The 17,172-nt window shown below is 38.2% G+C and carries 21 protein-coding genes and 1 pseudogene; 17 read left to right on the plus strand and 5 right to left on the minus strand.

Annotated features, from left to right (window positions below; all coding sequences use genetic code 11):
- Nucleotides 1-18 precede the first annotated feature (18 nt).
- Complete coding sequence (locus F8R23_RS02980; RefSeq protein ID WP_129934718.1) at nucleotides 19-456, plus strand: VOC family protein; 438 nt, start codon at nucleotides 19-21, stop codon at nucleotides 454-456.
- Between the two features lie 54 nt (nucleotides 457-510).
- Here the strand turns inward: F8R23_RS02980 and F8R23_RS02985 are convergent.
- Nucleotides 511-681, minus strand: a pseudogene (locus tag F8R23_RS02985) (multidrug transporter subunit MdtG); the annotation flags it as partial.
- A gap of 45 nt (nucleotides 682-726) precedes the next feature.
- Here F8R23_RS02985 and F8R23_RS02990 point away from each other — a divergent pair.
- The 7 genes from F8R23_RS02990 (at nucleotide 727) to F8R23_RS03015 (ending at nucleotide 6,864) form a co-directional block, all read left to right on the plus strand.
- Nucleotides 727-2,430, plus strand: a complete 1,704-nt coding sequence (locus F8R23_RS02990) for a recombinase family protein (protein WP_170287974.1) — start codon at nucleotides 727-729, stop codon at nucleotides 2,428-2,430.
- A gap of 368 nt (nucleotides 2,431-2,798) precedes the next feature.
- Nucleotides 2,799-3,080: a hypothetical protein gene (locus F8R23_RS02995; RefSeq protein WP_151415227.1), complete on the plus strand. Its 282-nt coding sequence runs from the start codon at nucleotides 2,799-2,801 to the stop codon at nucleotides 3,078-3,080.
- 89 nt (nucleotides 3,081-3,169) lie between these two features.
- Nucleotides 3,170-3,334 (plus strand): ribbon-helix-helix domain-containing protein, encoded by a 165-nt coding sequence (locus tag F8R23_RS24135; RefSeq protein ID WP_170287975.1) that lies wholly within the window; start codon nucleotides 3,170-3,172, stop codon nucleotides 3,332-3,334.
- Nucleotides 3,327-3,632, plus strand: a complete 306-nt coding sequence (locus F8R23_RS03000) for a hypothetical protein (RefSeq protein ID WP_129938069.1) — start codon at nucleotides 3,327-3,329, stop codon at nucleotides 3,630-3,632. The genes F8R23_RS24135 and F8R23_RS03000 overlap by 8 nt, the downstream gene beginning before the upstream one ends.
- A gap of 49 nt (nucleotides 3,633-3,681) precedes the next feature.
- Nucleotides 3,682-5,094, plus strand: a complete 1,413-nt coding sequence (locus F8R23_RS03005; RefSeq protein WP_151415228.1) for a hypothetical protein — start codon at nucleotides 3,682-3,684, stop codon at nucleotides 5,092-5,094.
- A gap of 590 nt (nucleotides 5,095-5,684) precedes the next feature.
- On the plus strand, nucleotides 5,685-6,146 hold the full coding sequence (locus F8R23_RS03010; RefSeq protein ID WP_129938071.1) for a hypothetical protein: 462 nt from the start codon (nucleotides 5,685-5,687) through the stop codon (nucleotides 6,144-6,146).
- A 7-nt stretch (nucleotides 6,147-6,153) separates the two neighbouring features.
- Nucleotides 6,154-6,864 carry a hypothetical protein gene (locus F8R23_RS03015; RefSeq protein WP_151415229.1) on the plus strand — a complete coding sequence of 237 codons (711 nt, stop codon included), beginning with the start codon at nucleotides 6,154-6,156 and terminating at the stop codon, nucleotides 6,862-6,864.
- A gap of 220 nt (nucleotides 6,865-7,084) precedes the next feature.
- Here the strand turns inward: F8R23_RS03015 and F8R23_RS03020 are convergent, their stop codons facing one another.
- From F8R23_RS03020 to F8R23_RS03035, 4 genes are all read right to left on the minus strand, one after another.
- Nucleotides 7,085-7,603: a hypothetical protein gene (locus F8R23_RS03020; RefSeq protein WP_151415230.1), complete on the minus strand. Its 519-nt coding sequence runs from the start codon at nucleotides 7,601-7,603 to the stop codon at nucleotides 7,085-7,087.
- 98 nt (nucleotides 7,604-7,701) lie between these two features.
- Complete coding sequence (gene hha, locus F8R23_RS03025; RefSeq protein WP_115184189.1) at nucleotides 7,702-7,905, minus strand: hemolysin expression modulator Hha; 204 nt, start codon at nucleotides 7,903-7,905, stop codon at nucleotides 7,702-7,704.
- Between the two features lie 165 nt (nucleotides 7,906-8,070).
- Complete coding sequence (locus F8R23_RS03030) at nucleotides 8,071-8,343, minus strand: hypothetical protein (RefSeq protein ID WP_151415231.1); 273 nt, start codon at nucleotides 8,341-8,343, stop codon at nucleotides 8,071-8,073.
- Between the two features lie 137 nt (nucleotides 8,344-8,480).
- Nucleotides 8,481-9,197, minus strand: coding sequence for a hypothetical protein (locus tag F8R23_RS03035; RefSeq protein ID WP_151415232.1), 717 nt, complete (start codon nucleotides 9,195-9,197; stop codon nucleotides 8,481-8,483).
- 336 nt (nucleotides 9,198-9,533) lie between these two features.
- Here F8R23_RS03035 and F8R23_RS03040 point away from each other — a divergent pair, with 336 nt between their 5' ends.
- The 9 genes from F8R23_RS03040 to F8R23_RS03080 all read left to right on the plus strand — a co-directional run bounded on the left by F8R23_RS03040 (nucleotide 9,534) and on the right by F8R23_RS03080 (nucleotide 17,157).
- Complete coding sequence (locus tag F8R23_RS03040) at nucleotides 9,534-9,881, plus strand: hypothetical protein (protein ID WP_151415233.1); 348 nt, start codon at nucleotides 9,534-9,536, stop codon at nucleotides 9,879-9,881.
- Nucleotides 9,882-9,995: 114 nt separating this feature from the next.
- Nucleotides 9,996-10,274 carry a hypothetical protein gene (locus F8R23_RS03045; RefSeq protein ID WP_151415234.1) on the plus strand — a complete coding sequence of 93 codons (279 nt, stop codon included), beginning with the start codon at nucleotides 9,996-9,998 and terminating at the stop codon, nucleotides 10,272-10,274.
- Between the two features lie 172 nt (nucleotides 10,275-10,446).
- Nucleotides 10,447-10,959 carry a terminase small subunit gene (locus F8R23_RS03050; RefSeq protein WP_170287976.1) on the plus strand — a complete coding sequence of 171 codons (513 nt, stop codon included), beginning with the start codon at nucleotides 10,447-10,449 and terminating at the stop codon, nucleotides 10,957-10,959.
- Nucleotides 10,886-12,748 (plus strand): terminase gpA endonuclease subunit, encoded by a 1,863-nt coding sequence (locus F8R23_RS03055; protein WP_170287977.1) that lies wholly within the window; start codon nucleotides 10,886-10,888, stop codon nucleotides 12,746-12,748. The genes F8R23_RS03050 and F8R23_RS03055 overlap by 74 nt, the downstream gene beginning before the upstream one ends.
- A 3-nt stretch (nucleotides 12,749-12,751) precedes the next feature.
- Nucleotides 12,752-13,237 (plus strand): hypothetical protein, encoded by a 486-nt coding sequence (locus tag F8R23_RS03060; protein WP_151415237.1) that lies wholly within the window; start codon nucleotides 12,752-12,754, stop codon nucleotides 13,235-13,237.
- Nucleotides 13,238-13,239: 2 nt separating this feature from the next.
- Nucleotides 13,240-14,805: a phage portal protein gene (locus F8R23_RS03065; protein ID WP_170287978.1), complete on the plus strand. Its 1,566-nt coding sequence runs from the start codon at nucleotides 13,240-13,242 to the stop codon at nucleotides 14,803-14,805.
- On the plus strand, nucleotides 14,735-16,480 hold the full coding sequence (locus F8R23_RS03070) for a phage major capsid protein (RefSeq protein ID WP_151415239.1): 1,746 nt from the start codon (nucleotides 14,735-14,737) through the stop codon (nucleotides 16,478-16,480). The genes F8R23_RS03065 and F8R23_RS03070 overlap by 71 nt, the downstream gene beginning before the upstream one ends.
- A gap of 4 nt (nucleotides 16,481-16,484) precedes the next feature.
- Nucleotides 16,485-16,784, plus strand: a complete 300-nt coding sequence (locus F8R23_RS03075; protein WP_046373732.1) for a hypothetical protein — start codon at nucleotides 16,485-16,487, stop codon at nucleotides 16,782-16,784.
- Nucleotides 16,768-17,157: a hypothetical protein gene (locus tag F8R23_RS03080; protein ID WP_151415240.1), complete on the plus strand. Its 390-nt coding sequence runs from the start codon at nucleotides 16,768-16,770 to the stop codon at nucleotides 17,155-17,157. The genes F8R23_RS03075 and F8R23_RS03080 overlap by 17 nt, the downstream gene beginning before the upstream one ends.
- Nucleotides 17,158-17,172: the final 15 nt, after the last annotated feature.

Here is a 17,172-nt window from a genome sequence, read left to right on the forward strand (position 1 = left end):
TAGCCAACAGGAGAGAACATGGAACAGCAGTTCGCAGGACTAGGCGTGTTGTTTGTCGCCGGATTTGGGCCGATTACTCAACAAACTGAGCACAGCAAGGCGTTTTATGCTGACGCGCTGGGGCTACCGCTTAAGCCGATGGACGGCAATGCCGATTATTTGCTGACCGAGCATGGCGCGCTGGAGGGGGTTAAACATTTCGCTCTGTGGCCGCTGGCGCAGGCCGCACAGTCGTGCTTTGGTAGTGAGCAATGGCCGGCCGATTTACCGGTACCCCAGGCGTGGATGGAGTTTGACGTCGCTGATATGGCGCTGGCGACGCAGGGGTTGATTGATCGTGGCTATCGTTTGTTGATCGCCAACCGTGAAGAGCCTTGGGGTCAGAGCGTTACCCGGTTGCTCAGCCCGGAAGGGCTATTGATCGGTGTGACCTTTACCCCCTGGCTGCGTGATTAACCGTTGCCAAGGTTTTTTTTAAGAACGACAGGGCCGCGGTGGCGGCCCTATTGATCACTTCCGTACGCCCTCGACCTTGTTAAATTGACTACGCACCTGCAGGCAGTTAATCAGCACCAGCACCGCCGTTACCGCAAACACCCAGCGGAAGCCCATCAGTGCCGAAACGCCAGAGCCAATTAGCGGACCCACCACATTTCCAAGATACATAAACGACTGGTTGTAATTGTGTGCTAAAATATTCTCAATGTTTCTAATGAGATGAATGTCATGAAGGCTTATCTGTACTGTCGAATTTCTTCAGGAAAACAAAAAGATGGCTATGGTATACAGCGTCAATCTGACGCTGTGCTAGAGTATCTTTCCAACTCTAAAGAGGCGGAGAAGTTAGGGTACAAGCTCTCACCAGATCACTATGAGATGCTCGATCCCGATCTAGGGAAGAGTGGCTATCATGGCTACCAATTTACCAAGGGAGCATTGGGGAGGTTTAAGCAACGTGTAGCTGACGGAGAGATAGCCTGTGGTGCATTGGTTATAGAGAACGTCGATCGCTTCTCAAGAGCAGAAGAGTACACAGCATCCGAGGAGTTCAATTTCCTGATTCAACGAGGCATCGACATACACGAGGTAGAAACAGGTATAGTCTATTCAAGTAAGATATCGGGGACTCTTTCTAAACTCTCTCATGCTATTGAACGTGCACATGGTGAGTCAGAACGTAAAAGCCGTATGGCTAGTAAATCATGGTCAAACCGCCACAAAAAAGCATTAGAACAGGGTATAGCACTTAAAACGAATCACCCACGTTGGCTACGGATTGTTGATGATCACTATGAAGTACTTAAAGAACAGTTAGCAATTTATATAATTATTTTCGAACGGTTCCTTGAAGGGCACGGAATAGCTGTCTTATTGGACTATCTAAATGAGAATGGGATTCTGAATAATGGAAAGCGTTGGACACGTACATCACTTCATCATATCTTACGTGATCGACGACTAATTGGATATAACAAAGACAACCGCATATATCCAATCGCAATAAATGAACAAATGTTTAAGCGGGTTCAGGATCATTTTGATTCTCAGGATGGATCTACGAAGCGTAGAACAACTCGTAAGATGCGTAATGTGTTTAATGGTATGACTAAATGTGGGGTCTGTAAGAGTGCCATGATCGCTAATAAAAATCCACATGGTAAGCATCATCTTTATTGTGTTAAGAAACGTGGTGATAAACATGCTTGTTCTGCGTCTGCCTGTAGATATGAGTATGTAGAGAAAGAAGTGCTAAAGCATTTACACAATATTGACTGGAATAGTGTCTACTCAAATAAAAACAAAGTCAGTGTGGATGTTCAAGGGAAAAATACGCAATTAATCGATCTTGCTCGTAGAATAGATGAACTACAAAAAGAGATGACGGGTGCAGACCACGACATGGTTTTAGCACTAGTGCGGTCTTTGAAAGTTCTGCGTAAAGAGCACCAAGAACTTAAAGATGAATTGACAATAATTTCTACAGATGTTAAGCCAAAATTTAACTTTGACATTTCAGAGGTTATAGAACAAAAAAACGTAAGCCTTCGACAAGAAATAAATGTTCTTATCAAAAAAACAGTACATAAGATTTTTGTTCAAAAGTTTTCAGGGCATATATATGTAAACGTAGAGTATTACAACACTGTACTTAGCCACATGTTAGTACTTGAAAACTTGACTGGAAAGTTATTGGCTAATATTGCTATTATTGATACCTCTAATGAACTTAGAATAAGTAGTAATGGTTTCTCAATATGGCATGACAAGACCAAAGACATATGGAATGTCAGTGATTTTAAAGCCATTGGAAGTAGGAATTTCTTCTTAGCACTTAATCATATGTCACAATTTGTAGACCGTGAGGTTATTGATGATTTGTTTGATATGTGGGAAATGAAATCATTAGGTTCTGTCGAGAACATGGTTTAGTACTCGATGAAACTAATCTAGATTCATTTAATTCTGTTTACTGGCCTGCTTTGTTCAACGTTTACAACAGAACATGGATGCAGTTCTCAAATAATTCTGAAAAAAAACCTGATTTCGGCTATAATATGTGGGGCGGGATTTTTTCTCTAAAAATGAAACGACGAAAATAAATGTGGTATAATTAAGGTGTTTTCAGTGGTTATTTCACTAAATAAGTACAGTGAAACTGCACAGGAAACACCGCATGAGAAAATTTATTAAAGACTTCATCGTATTAACTACACTCTTCGTAATACTGATTCTAATACTCGCTAACCCAATGTCAATCCTTTGGGGTATTGCCTTGTTATGGGCATTGGGGGTATTCAATGTCCAAGCCTAACATCATAAGTGCATGTGGATTATCAAAACGAGTATTCGATCTACCAGAACATCTAGTACTGGTAAATGAGATGCTACGATTTCTTCAAGACAACAATTTAGAATTAACCGAAAATATTAATCAATTCAATAGCGTATTCTGGCCTGTATTGTTCACGCTTTATGACGTGAAAGTAATAAATAACAATGATGAAAGTACAATAGCCTTTGTGATTCGTGATGAAAAGCTTGGAATTGCATATGGCAGTACTTACTACTCAATTCAATAAATAATAAAACAAAATCTCCAAAGATAAAGTTACCCGTTGTGACATTCGGGTACTTTTTTGCATGGAAAAAACAATAAAAGGTGCACAATATGAAAGAAAAGAAAAATACATCATTTGGCATACGTCTGAATGATAGACAAATCGAATTAATAGATAGTTTGATTGAGGGCGGGAAGGCCAAAACAAGAAGTGCCGCCATTCAGTACTTAATTAACCAACACATCATTTTAGGCCAAGGAGGCGATAATGAGTAAAAGAATATGGCATAAAGGTAGCTTGGGGAAACCAGGTGGCATCTATCAGACAAAAAGAAATGGATTGTGCGATCACTATCCTAAGGCGAAAAATAAAATAAAAGAAATAGGTAAGAGCTTTATAAAGTTGGATGAAAGTATGTACAAGTCCATTTTAAATGACCTATACAAGGTTGGCATAGATAGTGATAGAAGAGAAATAAACAAAAAGTTTGGTATCAATGGGTCAGCAAACTTTTATTTTGATCTAAAAAGCAACAATATAGAACAGTACAAAGATTGGTGGTTTGAAAAATAAAATTAAAGCCAGTACTGGAATACTGGCTAAACAATAAAAGGGAATTAACATGTATAAAAATATTTATAAGTTTATAAAAGCAGAATGTGGAAGCGGTAAAACTTACCAATTACAAGACTTAGTGAACAGTACTGAAGAGAAGTACCTCATAGTGCAGGGGAAGATAGATCTACTTAACCAAACATTTTCTGGAATTAATGGCGGTCATTTGATTACTTCGGAAACGCATACGAGTAATGTTGATACCTCGATTAATGATTTTCTTTTGAAAGGTACGGGTAGAGTACTGGGCATCACTGCAAAATCATTCTTCAAGATTGAGCCGAATTTATTAGTTGGTTGGAAGATTTACTTGGACGATGTAGTGAACTTCCACTCTTTTAAGTCTATCAATGAAAGGAATCGCAAGATTAAAGCAATCTTACAGGATGACATATTCACGGACTTTGACGAACTAAGTGATAAGTACTGCCTAACATCAAAGAAAGATGCAACAGGTGACATAGTTACTATGATCAGTAAAGGTTTCGAAATGGTTGATACCCACGATCACTTTGCCCTCAATACTGAGTACTTCAAAAAGAAGAGTACCGTACTAGATAACGTGACTATCAGTACTTACGATGACGATATTCAACAATTAACTATGTTGGCTTGGATAGATATCGAAAAGTACAAGGATTGTGACCTAACATTCATGGCGAATAAATTCGATGAATCACTACTTTATAAGTCTAAGCCTGATATGTTCGTGGAAAGTACTTTTGATGGCCTCAGAAAACGCTCAGTACCCGTTACACAGCGTTTAAAGGTAAAGTACTTCTCAAAGTCCAAGGTACTCAGTAAGTCCTTTAGGATGGCTCACAGAGAGCATTTCGAACGTGTTATTCAGTACATCAACGATGAGTTGAAAGGACAAGACTACTACTACACTCGGAACAACTCCGAGTCATTCACTATGGGCGGCCAGTATGTGCCAGTTGATACGCGTGGAATGAATGGCCTACAGGGATACAGTACTTGTGTATGGATGGCAAGTTGCCGCCCAAGTCCAGTAGAAGTCAGTATGACGGAACTATTCTTTAACATTAGTGGGAATGATCTTGTTAGAAGTCGTGAGTACGAGTCTTTGGAACAGTTTGCACAACGAGGTTGTTTGAGGGATTTTGAAAGTACTGAAGTGATGACAGTGTATGTGTTCGATGAACAACAAGCCTTGAGTCTTGGTGGTGAGCTTGAGTACATAGACATTGGCATTGATGATATTGCAGTACGCGTAAATGGTAGGCCAGCGGGAGTAATTCCAAGAGAACTTCAAAAAGCATTCAGTAAATGGCATGGACGTAATGTGAACAGTACTGAACTGATTGCTTCTTATAAGAAATGGAAGGCAAAGCAACAGGGGAAAAATCCCGATGTAGACTTCAGTACTCTTGATGCGAGAGTATTAAAAAACAAATAAACGCTCTATGTCGACATCACTATCATAAAAATTCATTGTGGATTGGGTAAAATGGGGGACAAAAGTACCTATACATATAAGGTAGTTATGTACCCCTTTTTTGTAACTAAAAAGGAAACCCTTTAAAATTAATGAAAAAGGAGTTGAGCAAGTGGATTTGGAGTGCTCTCAGCACGACAAAACACGCAGGGAAACGACATAATGCGGTTGCTTGTCAACTGCATTTATCAAGTAATAACAATATTAATTACGCCCATTGCTCACAAGTTCGCAATAGTCGGCCTGTTGTTCTTAGTTGCACTTGCTCCGCTGCGTTTACTTGCGAACAAAGGCAATTGCTTTTTTCAGTAGTTTAATTACTAATTGCTGGGTATTTTAACTGCCTTGTTAGTAGCTAACGCACTTCGTTTGTTTGGGTGTCGGGCTGTTGAAGCCCTTAATGGAAAGCCGATAAGGGTACTAACGCGAAGCCACCCGATCAATTACACCCCCTCATGATAGTGATTTCGACATGTAGCACTGGCACTGGCACTTGTACTTGCATGAGGCGATGATAGAGTACTATCAGGATGAACTATAAGGGACAATAGATGATCGAATTCGTAAACAAGTACAAAGATTTTGCTGCTATTAGTTTTAGTGCGTTATCATTCATAATTGCATGTATTGCACTGTTCTTCTCCGCAAGGACAGTTCTGAGAGATAGAGAAAAACTATTGATAACAGCACAAACTATAAGAGAGCCGCTTTATAATAAAATTCATAAAATTAAAGTTACAGTTATAAATGTTGGTAGGCGTATTGCTGCAATTGAAGGTATTCAATACAACTATGATAAAGGTTATATATGCCATGACTACACAAAGGACGGGTTTTCTCTCAAGGAAAAACAACGAGTGGTACTCTATATAGATAGGCAGTATACCATTAGAAATGATGATGATGGAGAGACCTATCAGCTTGAAGATATCACGGTGCTAGATACTCAAGGAAGAGAGTACAAAATTAAGAACTCCAAAAAATTAGTAGAAAGATTAATAGCGGAAGGATGAGTTAGCTATGGTATTAAATTGGAATGGAATAAAAAACATAGCAGATATTACTAAAATCACCATTTTTGCGTACTCATGTTATTTCTTCTTTAGGATGGGGGAGGCTGTTTTTTATGACTACCCATTTAGTTATATAAGTGTTGATTCATCGAGTTTGTTTTCAGTACTGATAAAGTCATTAATGGCCTTGTTAGTTGCTTTCTTTATGATAAAGACTGCAATAAAATCATCACAAGGTGCTATTTGGAATACATTCATCGTATCTGTTAGCATGGTCGCATCTGCAATAACCATATATAATAAGAGTGAAAATTTTCGTGAGATTGCTACCATTATTAGTTTTAATTTGGTGATGTTCTTTTCACTTTTTTCAATTGCAGCATTAATAAAAAAAATTAATAAAACTGGTGATGAAAATGTGCAAGGACGAGAGCTGTTAAAAGCTGTATTTTATTCGTGGGTTATTTGTTTCGCATTAGGAAATTACTACTATGGTTTCGCTCCTAATGGGTTATATCAAGATAAGGATGGACGTGTAATCATAGCTCAATACAATGGTAAGTACATAATGAAAAAGTGTCAAAGTAACGGAATTATGGAAACATATATAGCTGATATTCCAGATGGTATGTTAACTTCAGTACCGGAAAACTATTTTGATAGAGAATTTTTGAAAGCAAAATGTAGTATAAAATCCGATACTCCCAACAAGAAATAGAAACAGATAGTATATTTAAAGAGGTAATATGAGAAGGACACTATTAGTACTGGCTATGTTATCTCCAGTACTTCACGCAGCAACCATACCTAACTTCATGTGTGAAGACATACGCCGTACATCGTATAGTACTAACGCGAAGCCAACCCGACCTAATTGAACTGCCCTATGATGGTGAAATTAAAGCCGCAATATTGCGGCTTGTTAAACGCATAGAGTACTAGGAGAAGAAAAATAAGTTTTTAATATCCGTATCCAAATTCTTTTTGAATCCTTCGACTTTGAGATATTGCTGATCTAGATTCGTTTTTGCTTCTTTAAACATTTTAATATTATCAAGTTTTAAAGCACCATAAATCTTCAGGCAAAGATTATAAAATCTAACTAGATCTTGAAAATGCTGTTCAAGCTCCACTTTGCTCTTTATATTAAATCTTCTGCAAGCCTTTAATCTATCTTGTAATGGCAATACAGTGTATACGTGATCTTCAATATTCTTTTTAGTAGTATGGAATTCGTCATCTGATTTTTGCAGATCTAACATCTGGAAGTAAAAGCGATTCATTTCTAAAACTACTGTATCGTAATCAGCCATTAATTTTGCAACATGATCATAACCAGCTGAATTGTGTTTGTCTTTAATCCAGTCTTTGGCATTTACAGCCGCATAAATAGCAGCCCCAGCCATGAATATATTGGCACCCGCACTTAGCCAATCAGTCAATGAACCTATTTCCATCTTCTTATCCAAACTATAATAGATAGTACTAATCAACAGTAGTAGCACAAGAATGAACAGTACTATAACCAAACCAATAATTATTCTATTAGCCCATTTCATTTTACAAACTGCCATACGGTAGCTGGGATCTTATCGTACAACTTACCCATAGTGAGTTCTGCCAGTCGATGATCAGATGCCGCATAGAAGGTTTCAAGTTCATCATTAGATAGTTCATACTTGTTCTTATCAATTACTTTCTCAAGTGTTTCAATACTGCCGCAGCGACGAAGCTGCATTAACCAATCTTGTTTAGTCATTTTTTCTCTTGAATTTTAGTTGAGTAAGATCATCATATCTTACTCATTCTAAATTGGATAGAAGTGTTAGATATTTTTTGCCATTGTATTTTACTAGAGTGATTCTGCGTTTAAAATACTCCATAAAAGTGATACCGCATGGTTACAGAAACATCCAGGTATGGGTTAATCAACCATGAACCATCCCTCATAATATGTTCCTTTGGTTCCGCTTTCCTTTCGTTCACATGCGAAGGTTTTACCATTATCGAGGTTTCCTGTAACTATTTCAGGTTTATCTCTAATAATGGTTAGGGATGAGTTGGTATTCTTTTCTATGGCTTTAAGGCACTCTGCTAAAGTTCTGAACTCGGCTTTCATGACATCATCAGCTCGGCATCCAAAACTTAGGAAGATAGACATAATTGCTACTGTTTTTATTAAAATGGGTAATTTCATAGTGATTCCTTTATGTTTTGTGCATTGCTTTATAGAACGAAAATTCTAATTATTACTGTGTAATAGATATAAATAAATTTTTTGTTCCTAAGAGCAGAGTGTTGTTTAGTAACCAAGTTAATCATTGTTGTCGCAACCTAATCTGTGTTTTTTGTGAAAAAATCATGAACTTTTTTTGTTGAATGTTGAAATTCATCAAGGCACCTTATTATTACTCCAAAATGAATCTTTACGTTTTTAACTGAGTCAAATATATCGGTAACAATAGAATCACATACAATATCGTAATCGTTGATTTCATTATCAGGCCATCGCAACATCTGTATTCTTGTTGAGGCTGAAAGGTATATGGAATAAAATTCCTCTATTTTTGAGAAGAATTCATCAATAAATATTTTTTGCTTATTTTTTAGGACCCATCCCTGACGCTCTAATGTGTCAATATCTTTTTTAAACTCTCTAATTTCTTTAAAAAGATACCAAGCATCTTTATCTTTAAGCTCTAAGGTTTTTACTAATTCATCATGTCTTTCTCTTGAGTTAAATAAAACCTTATCGCCAATGTAATTAAATGGATCAGTTATTCCACCTAATGATATTGAAATGTTTGGACATGTTTCACAAATTACTTTATTAGCTAACAATAATGAAATCTCGTCAGCCTTTTGGTTTACCCAACCCTTAGCATTTAACGCAGCGTAAACAGCAGCACCCGCCATAGCTATATTACAGAAGGCACTGACTATATCAGCTACATTACCAAAGGATATTATAGGTTTCTCACCAAATGTAGAAAGGGCGATAGAAGAAAAGAGAGCTGTAATAATTATAAAGAAAAAATCTATGGATTTCACATTGTTGCTCAAATAAGTAAGGGTTTGATATTATAATACTACGGATCCGGGCTGCTATAAAGTGGGCGTCACCTTCTTATAATGTTAGCAACCCGGATCAATCCCACCTCATGTAAGCCTCACTAAGCGATTTAATCCACTAAGCCAATATGATTGCATGGGTTTATATCAAGACGTCTCACGATGGCGTACACGCACGATTTAACACTGTTGATAGTTTGTAGCGATCAATAACAAACCATTGATCGCTTTTATCGATCAAATCGCTTTGCTTTGGTATCATCTCCCACAAGCCCAATGGCGATAAATAAAATAACAATCTCTGGGAGTAACAACATGAAGAAACTATTAGCAGCATTAGCATTGGCAACATCACTACTATCAGGCTGTAGTACAACACACCCTTGGATGGATAACGCTAAGGTAGGGGTTGTTGATGGGGAACAAGTGGTAGTACTGTTCCCGGCAGGTGATGGATTTTACTACCGCCCACAGTTCAGTAGCGATTGCCGCCGGACATACAACAAGTACTATCAGTTGGACAATAATAGTACCGGATGTCGCATTGCTGCCGAAAGAGTGAGTAATATCCGTGCCTATCGTGAAACGGGTAACACTACGGTAGTACGCACTGATAGCCCGATGCAGATACAGATTCACAGCAATAGTATTGAGAACCTATAGAATTACCAACACCAGTGAATAGGGGATTTAACCAATAATAGTAATAATAAATTACCCCAGTCTCGGCCTAATCGCCGGGGCTTTTTTTTACCTAAATACAATGGAGGATATATCATGACGCAATTATCAGAATGCAAGGTTTTTAAATTAAAAGACTCACTCTATCAGTACATCACAATTGATAATATTCAGATTGAAACGATAGTTACAATCGTGGGTGAATGGTCATGTACTATCAAGAATTTAGATACTGATATAGTACTTGATACTCCAGCTTATGAACTCAATGAAGATGTACTATTTCATTATAATACACTACTCACATCCAGAACGATTGATTATTTAATTATGCAGCATGAGTCATTGAGAGATTTATTGTTGAGTATGAAATGACGCTAGGAATATAAATAAAAATAATGAAGTGGTCACATTCAATAGGTGAATACTATCATTAATAGGTTCTCCAATGAGAATTATTCTCATGCGTAGTTTCGCAGCCCGGTATTTTAAATATATATCAATATTAAACACTCTCCCGCACCGTAAAAACAAGGAAAACCATAAAATGATCAGTTTACGAGAACTCGCACGCCAGTACAGCTATGACGAAGCAACAGTCCGTCAATGGAAATTAAAAGGAATGCCACACGGTAAAGATATTCCCGATGAAATAACCCGAAACTGGATTGTTGAAAATATAATTAAGCCTCTGCGTGATACAAACACACGAGAACAAATAGAAAAAGAAAAACTACGTGACATTACGGCATCCGCCAATATTAAAGAGCTGGACGAAGCCGAACGCAAGGGTGAACTAATTAACGTTGCTATTGTTGAGTCAGAACTTGCAAAGTACTTTCACCAGTTCAAAACAATCATGCGGTCAATCCCGTCAAGCGAGTACTTAAAACTATTTGAAAGCAAGGATGCAATAACATTAAAACACACATTTCAGGAAGTAATTGATAATGCACTTAGAGAGATCGGATCTCTCGAACTCGGAAATGAAGAAGTTCAAGAAGATCTACAAGAAAACGATAAAAAAGATACTACCTCCAGAAAAGATACTACCGAGTAAATTTGCAGAACAACATTTAGTTTTTCCCGATGGTAGATTAGCAGGACAGAAACTACGTTTATTTGAATTTCAGCGTCAAGTACTCGACACAATCGTTGAACCTAATATTCATCGCATCGCCATGCAAAGTAGTGCTCAGTTGCTTAAAAGTACAATCATCATGACAGCGATGCAGTACTTCATTGTGAATGACCCTTCAAATATGGCATATGGATCACAGTCTGGTGCTAGTACTCAGAAATTCAAAACTGGTAAATGGCAACCGAGCATTGATCAAAGCATTCTTAAAGATTATGTAACTCTCAAATCAGATAAGAATGCCGCCAATAATGCGAATACACAACAGAACATTGACGGTACTAATACGTATTTCATTAATTTGAATGCACCTAGTACTCTCAGGGGTATTACAACCAAGCGAATTTTTCTTGATGAAATCTCGGGAAATACTGATGACAGTGAAGGCGATCCGATTGCATTAGCAAGCCAACGTATAAAGAGTTTTGACGATGGTTTGATCATGCTGGCCAGCACTCCAACAAACAAACTCGATGCAATAGTTCAAGAATATGAAGCAGGTGATCAACGTAAATTTCATGTGCCATGTCCGAGCTGTAATCACTATCACGAATTAGTATGGGATAACGTTAGGTTCGATTGGCAAGTACTGCCAAATGGACGGAAAAAAGCAGTACCAGAAACTGCCAAGTTACTTTGTCCGAACTGTGAGCATCATATAACTGAGGGTGAACGGGTAAGGGCAATTGCTGGTGGACACTGGGTAGTAACTAACCCCGCTGGAAAATATCCAAGCTACCACGTTAGCCGCTTGTACAGTCCTATCAATACCATTGAGTCAACGGTTGAGGACTTCAGCAACGCACACTATAACTTCGATTTGCAAAGCTTCTACAACAACTCCCTTGGCTTGCCATATGAGCCAGAAGAGAACAAAGAACATAACCTAATCGAGCTGGAGAACTTACGAGAAGAGATTTCAGTACTGGCAATCCCTGATAACTGCCTAGGTATCGTCCTAGGGGTAGACCAACAACAAGACCGCCTAGAATGCACCACTATGGGCTTCACAGAGAAAACCCTCTACGTACTGGATCATAGAAGCTTCTATGGCGTGGACTGTAACCAGATTGGCAGCAAAGCCTATATCGAACTAACCAAGTACAGTAAAGGCGTATTCAAAACAGTTTCAGGACGTCCAGTACGAGTACTTGCCGGGTTCCTGGATAGCTCGAATGGGAACGCAACACAGACGGTCTACACGTACTGCAACAGTTACAACCCATTATTCAAACCAATTAAGGGTGAAGGGTGCAGTACTACGAAACCGTTGTTCAGGAGTAGTAGAACTGGCGGCCACGAACTACAGATACTAAACGTGAATCTCGCTAAAAGCACTATCAATAAGATGTTGCGTACTTGCCTTGTAGACAAGAACAACCCGCCAATACGATTTAGTGAAACACTACCAGATGATTATTTCAATCAGCTTACTGCTGAAAGGGTAGACGTTAAACATGGTTTCAAGCAATGGTCATTAAAAGTATCAGGCTCACGAAATGAAGCACTTGATTGTCTAGTGTATGCATATATCTGCATGAAACATTATCTAAATACATTAACTGGTGCAGATCCTTATCATATTTTACGAGAATACAACCATAGGGTACGCAATAAATATAACGAGACAACAAATACTTCTAACGATAGTCCACCGGAACCAAACCAGCAACCTAAGAGACTACGAAGACGTAATTCATTCTGGAATTAAAATATGACAACAAAATTAGAAAGGGTTTATATCGGTGAGGTTATTATCTATCATCAAAATGATAGTGAAACAACTACATTGGTTTCCCCGAATAAAACAAAAAAAGAGATCAGTGGTGAAACAACAGCGATTAGTACTGAACAATGGGAAGCCGGATTATGGACGCAAATAATTAAAACTGATATGTCAATCAGTGAGGTAATTCATTTCACCGTAATCGACCCAATAGCATCGAGTGAAAAATATCAAGAGCTTCTAAAGATGTTAGAGGACATTGACCAATTAATAAAGATGCGTGTTGCTGGTGGATTAATCACTACTACCAGTATTAATAACAAAACATTAGTTAATGAATCCCTAGATGTACTTTACAGGTTAAAGGATCAATACACCAAACAGGCGAATAAAGAACTACTGAAACTTAATGGTAAGTCTGGTGATGGACAACGCCCGATTAAAAGCATAACCAAACTCCATAGGAAGGAATGATAATGTTTAATTTTTTTAGAAGACAGGAAAAGGTAGCAGAGCCACCACAAGTACCAATGCCAGTACCTAATATTCAAAAACCACATAGAAATAGAACCTCACAACTAGAACGTGATTTAAATACGATCAATGTCAGTCGTCAAAGTACTTTATCATTTGGGTATTCTGGATCTGGTCAAGGTGCAAACATCAACCGATTGATTCAAAGTAGCTTACCTACACTACAAACTAAGGCACGTGATTTAGCAATAAACAATCCAGTAGTTAGAAAGTACATTCTAATGGATGCCGATCAAATATCGGGTGCAGACGGTATTAGTATTCGTTCGAATGTAGAAATTTATGATGATGAAACAAAGAATCATGATCTTTCGATGAGTATTGAACAACTCTTTTATGAGTGGGCAGAAGATCCTGATGCATTTTCAACTACTGGCCGACTAGATATAAGTACTTTTCAAAATCTAGTTTGCCGTACAAGAGCACGTGATGGTGAGTGCTTTATCAGGATTCATAAGATTGAGGGTATTATGAAACTGGAAATTATAGATAGCTTACGTGTACCTGTAATTGGAAATCAACAGTTCAGTAATGGTGAGTACATCAGCAATGGTATTCGTTTTGATAAGTTCAAGAAACCAATTTCCTACCACATCTGTAAAACTGATCCAACAACCTATGCTTATTATCAAACAGACTATGAGGTAGTTCCAGCAGACGAGGTAATCCACTTCTTTATTCAGGACTATGCCGAACAGGAAAGGGGATTACCGGACATCATTGCCTGTACTGGACTCATCAAAGAGCTAGAGCAGTTCGTGAATGCAAGTCTGGTGCAGAAGAAAGTCTCAGCCAGTTCTATGGCTTTCATTACAAGTGATGATCAGCAATCAGCAACTACTGACTTACTCAATAGCATTGATGAAGCAAACTTAGCAACTGAAACGTACGAAGGGTATCTAGAGCCGGGCGTATTACTTGAGTTAGAGCCGGGAAAGAAAATACAAACTGTGAATCCAACATCAAGTACTGACGGCTTAGACAGCTTTATGGATCAAATGATGGGACAAATTGCAATGGCACTTAATGTAACCAAGATGAACTTACTATATGACACCAAGAATAGTTCTTTCAGTGCTGCCAAGTTATCAGACCGGATGATGCAACAAGTAGTTAAAGGTAAGCAAAATGCATTAATCGTTCAAGTACTGAAACCGATTTATAAAGAGTACTTAAAAGTAGAAATGCTAAATAAGAATGAACTAAATCTTAAATTCCAAAACTTTCGAAAGTTAGTAAAAGCAACTTACACACCTGTCGTATCACTTTCATTAGACCCTAATAAGGACGCTCAATACCAGATCTCATTGCTGGAAAATGGTTTGAAATCACGTCAACAAATTATTAGTGAGCTGGGGCAGGACTACCGGGATGTACTTAAGGATTTTGAGAAGGATGAAATAGATAACTATTTAAATGTTAAGGATAACAGAATAGATGGAAAACAAAACACCCAAAACCCAGATGAAGAGGGAGATGGAAGCCAGCCAGATCAATCAGGGAAATGACAGTAATGATAGTAAACTAATTGAATTAGCCTTTGCTTCAGAACAACCAGTACTACGCGAGTTTGGCGAACAAATTCTAAATGAAATTCTACTTTGCTCCCCAGAAAATGTAGATTTATCCCGCCTACAAAATAAAGCTGCCGTACTTTTCAATCATGACAAAGATAACATCATTGGTGTTGTTGAATCTTCAAGTATCGATGCGGATAAAGTTTGTCGTGCGAGCATTCGACTTTCAAGTACTGCCGATAAATATCAAACAATGGTTGAAGAGGGCATTCTTACTAAAGTCAGCGTTGGATATTCAATCCTAGATTATCGCATTGATGGTGACAATCTACTAGCTACTAAATGGCAACCATTCGAAATCTCCCTAGTTTCAATTCCAGCCGATGATATTCAAAGTGGTATTGGCCGCTCATTAGAGGAAGAACAGGAAAATACTGAATCAGAGCAGGAGCCAGAACAAGAAATTGATAATCAAGAGTCTGAAAGTACTGATGTAGAACAATCAAGTACTGAATCAGAACCGGAGATTGAAAGTACTGATGAGCAGGAATCAGAAGAAGAACAATCAAGTACTGATGAACCAGAGCCAGCTCAAACAATAAATACAGAAGAGCAAGAACAAGAGCGTCAAATGGAAATTGAAGCCTTGGGCAAGCTACTAAATAAAGATGTATCACGTTACCTCGAATCTAATTTGAGTCTCCGAGATATAACCAATGAACTAAAAAATTCTAATGATGATAAGGAAATCACAATGGAAAATAATCTTTCTAAAGCAATTCGCTCACTAATTGATAATTCACCGGTTGAAGGTGTTATTGAAGGTGAGCGTGGTTATGTTGTAGATCTACAACGTGATACCACTACTACTAATGCTGCCGGTGTTGTTGTACGTAAAACCGCAGATTCATACATTGATCAACTATGGGCACAATCCGTATTAGCTCAAGTAGCACAACCACAAGTATTTTCTGGCCTTGAAGGCAATGGCGAACTAGTTATCCCAGTAGCAAATACACTAACTGGTGGTACTTTTGGTTTCGTTGCAGAGGGTGCAGATAGCCCAATGCATGATGCACCATTCACTTCTGTAAGCCTAAAGCCGAAGAACTTCACTGGTTCAGTAGCCTTAACCCGTACTCTACAGTTATCTAATACTGCGGCTGAACGCTTTGTTTCAGAGCAACTAACTAAAACTGCGGCATCTGACTTAGAAAACGAAATCCTTCGTTATATTGCTACTAATGCAACGCAGCAATCCGCTACTGCATTCGATCTTGCTGCCATTGAAGACGCGGTAGAAGCACTAGCAACTGCAAACGTATATGCCGGTAACTGTGTGGCTATCATGCATCCGTCAGTTTATGCAGCACTACGTCAAGTACCAATGGCAGGTAACACCGCAGCCAAGATGTTGATTGAAGGCTACCGTGATGAACAATACCTAGCCGATGAGATTCGCGTAATTGTCAGTACTCGTGTACCTACTGATGCAATCCTAATTGGTGATTTCAGTACTCTTATCCTTGCTCAATGGGGTGGTGTAGAACTAGACCGCGACCTAACAACCAAACGTGCAAGCCAAGGTGTAGTACTACGTTCATTCAGTTATATGGATTTTGCAGTAGCACATAAAGATGCTTTCGTACTAGTAACCAAGGCTTAATGTTATGAGGGCATTTGAAATACAACAAGTATATGCCCTACTTAATTCATTTGGGGAAACCTTAAATTACAATGGAGTGGACTTTCTAGCCATAAAGGAAGTCCGCTCCTTTTTTTTAGAAGGTTCTGATAATTCGGTATTCACTCATGAATACTATTTTACGGCAAGGACTGACCCAAATTTACAAGTAGGTTCAATAATTGTTATCGACAAAAAAGAACAGATAATTTATCACATTGATGACGATCTTTCGGGTGTAAGTGATTACTTTTATAGGAGTGTACTTGATGATTCTGAATATTAATAAAGCAGTAAACACATTGTTATCAAACTTCTCTATAAGTACAAACCCACTTGCACAAGGTCAAGGACTGAATGAACGTTTGTTTTGTGAGGGGACAACCTCTGAACAGTTATATGCAAATATGAATCTACGCCAGCAAGGTAACTATTCAATTGACTTTGTATTGGTTAATGGAACAGAGAAAGACAAGAATTCATTCATGATTCGTTTCTCGGAGATTATTGAATATTTTCGGGTGGAAGTACCACATGTTTTCCGCCAAGATTTCATTATCGTAGATTGGATTATTAGTAATCAAGACACGCATCAAGATAAAACTACTGGTACATGTACTGGAGTTTTCACACTAAATATCTCAGTGATAGAAAAATAACAAGATAAAGGATTA

It is taken from the genome of Serratia proteamaculans (assembly GCF_008830365.1).
Lineage (GTDB): Bacteria > Pseudomonadota > Gammaproteobacteria > Enterobacterales > Enterobacteriaceae > Serratia > Serratia proteamaculans.

Bases quoted from the DNA above. Each gene is read 5' to 3' on its own strand.
- F8R23_RS02980 (WP_129934718.1), top strand. From the start codon at position 19: ATGGAACAGCAGTTCGCAGGACTAGGCGTGTTGTTTGTCGCCGGATTT.
- F8R23_RS02990 (WP_170287974.1), top strand. From the start codon at position 727: ATGAAGGCTTATCTGTACTGTCGAATTTCTTCAGGAAAACAAAAAGAT.
- F8R23_RS02995 (WP_151415227.1), top strand. From the start codon at position 2,799: ATGTCCAAGCCTAACATCATAAGTGCATGTGGATTATCAAAACGAGTA.
- F8R23_RS24135 (WP_170287975.1), top strand. From the start codon at position 3,170: ATGAAAGAAAAGAAAAATACATCATTTGGCATACGTCTGAATGATAGA.
- F8R23_RS03000 (WP_129938069.1), top strand. From the start codon at position 3,327: ATGAGTAAAAGAATATGGCATAAAGGTAGCTTGGGGAAACCAGGTGGC.
- F8R23_RS03005 (WP_151415228.1), top strand. From the start codon at position 3,682: ATGTATAAAAATATTTATAAGTTTATAAAAGCAGAATGTGGAAGCGGT.
- F8R23_RS03010 (WP_129938071.1), top strand. From the start codon at position 5,685: ATGATCGAATTCGTAAACAAGTACAAAGATTTTGCTGCTATTAGTTTT.
- F8R23_RS03015 (WP_151415229.1), top strand. From the start codon at position 6,154: ATGGTATTAAATTGGAATGGAATAAAAAACATAGCAGATATTACTAAA.
- F8R23_RS03020 (WP_151415230.1), bottom strand. From the start codon at position 7,603: ATGGAAATAGGTTCATTGACTGATTGGCTAAGTGCGGGTGCCAATATA.
- hha (WP_115184189.1), bottom strand. From the start codon at position 7,905: ATGACTAAACAAGATTGGTTAATGCAGCTTCGTCGCTGCGGCAGTATT.
- F8R23_RS03030 (WP_151415231.1), bottom strand. From the start codon at position 8,343: ATGAAATTACCCATTTTAATAAAAACAGTAGCAATTATGTCTATCTTC.
- F8R23_RS03040 (WP_151415233.1), top strand. From the start codon at position 9,534: ATGAAGAAACTATTAGCAGCATTAGCATTGGCAACATCACTACTATCA.
- F8R23_RS03045 (WP_151415234.1), top strand. From the start codon at position 9,996: ATGACGCAATTATCAGAATGCAAGGTTTTTAAATTAAAAGACTCACTC.
- F8R23_RS03050 (WP_170287976.1), top strand. From the start codon at position 10,447: ATGATCAGTTTACGAGAACTCGCACGCCAGTACAGCTATGACGAAGCA.
- F8R23_RS03055 (WP_170287977.1), top strand. From the start codon at position 10,886: ATGAAGAAGTTCAAGAAGATCTACAAGAAAACGATAAAAAAGATACTA.
- F8R23_RS03060 (WP_151415237.1), top strand. From the start codon at position 12,752: ATGACAACAAAATTAGAAAGGGTTTATATCGGTGAGGTTATTATCTAT.
- F8R23_RS03065 (WP_170287978.1), top strand. From the start codon at position 13,240: ATGTTTAATTTTTTTAGAAGACAGGAAAAGGTAGCAGAGCCACCACAA.
- F8R23_RS03070 (WP_151415239.1), top strand. From the start codon at position 14,735: ATGGAAAACAAAACACCCAAAACCCAGATGAAGAGGGAGATGGAAGCC.
- F8R23_RS03075 (WP_046373732.1), top strand. From the start codon at position 16,485: ATGAGGGCATTTGAAATACAACAAGTATATGCCCTACTTAATTCATTT.
- F8R23_RS03080 (WP_151415240.1), top strand. From the start codon at position 16,768: ATGATTCTGAATATTAATAAAGCAGTAAACACATTGTTATCAAACTTC.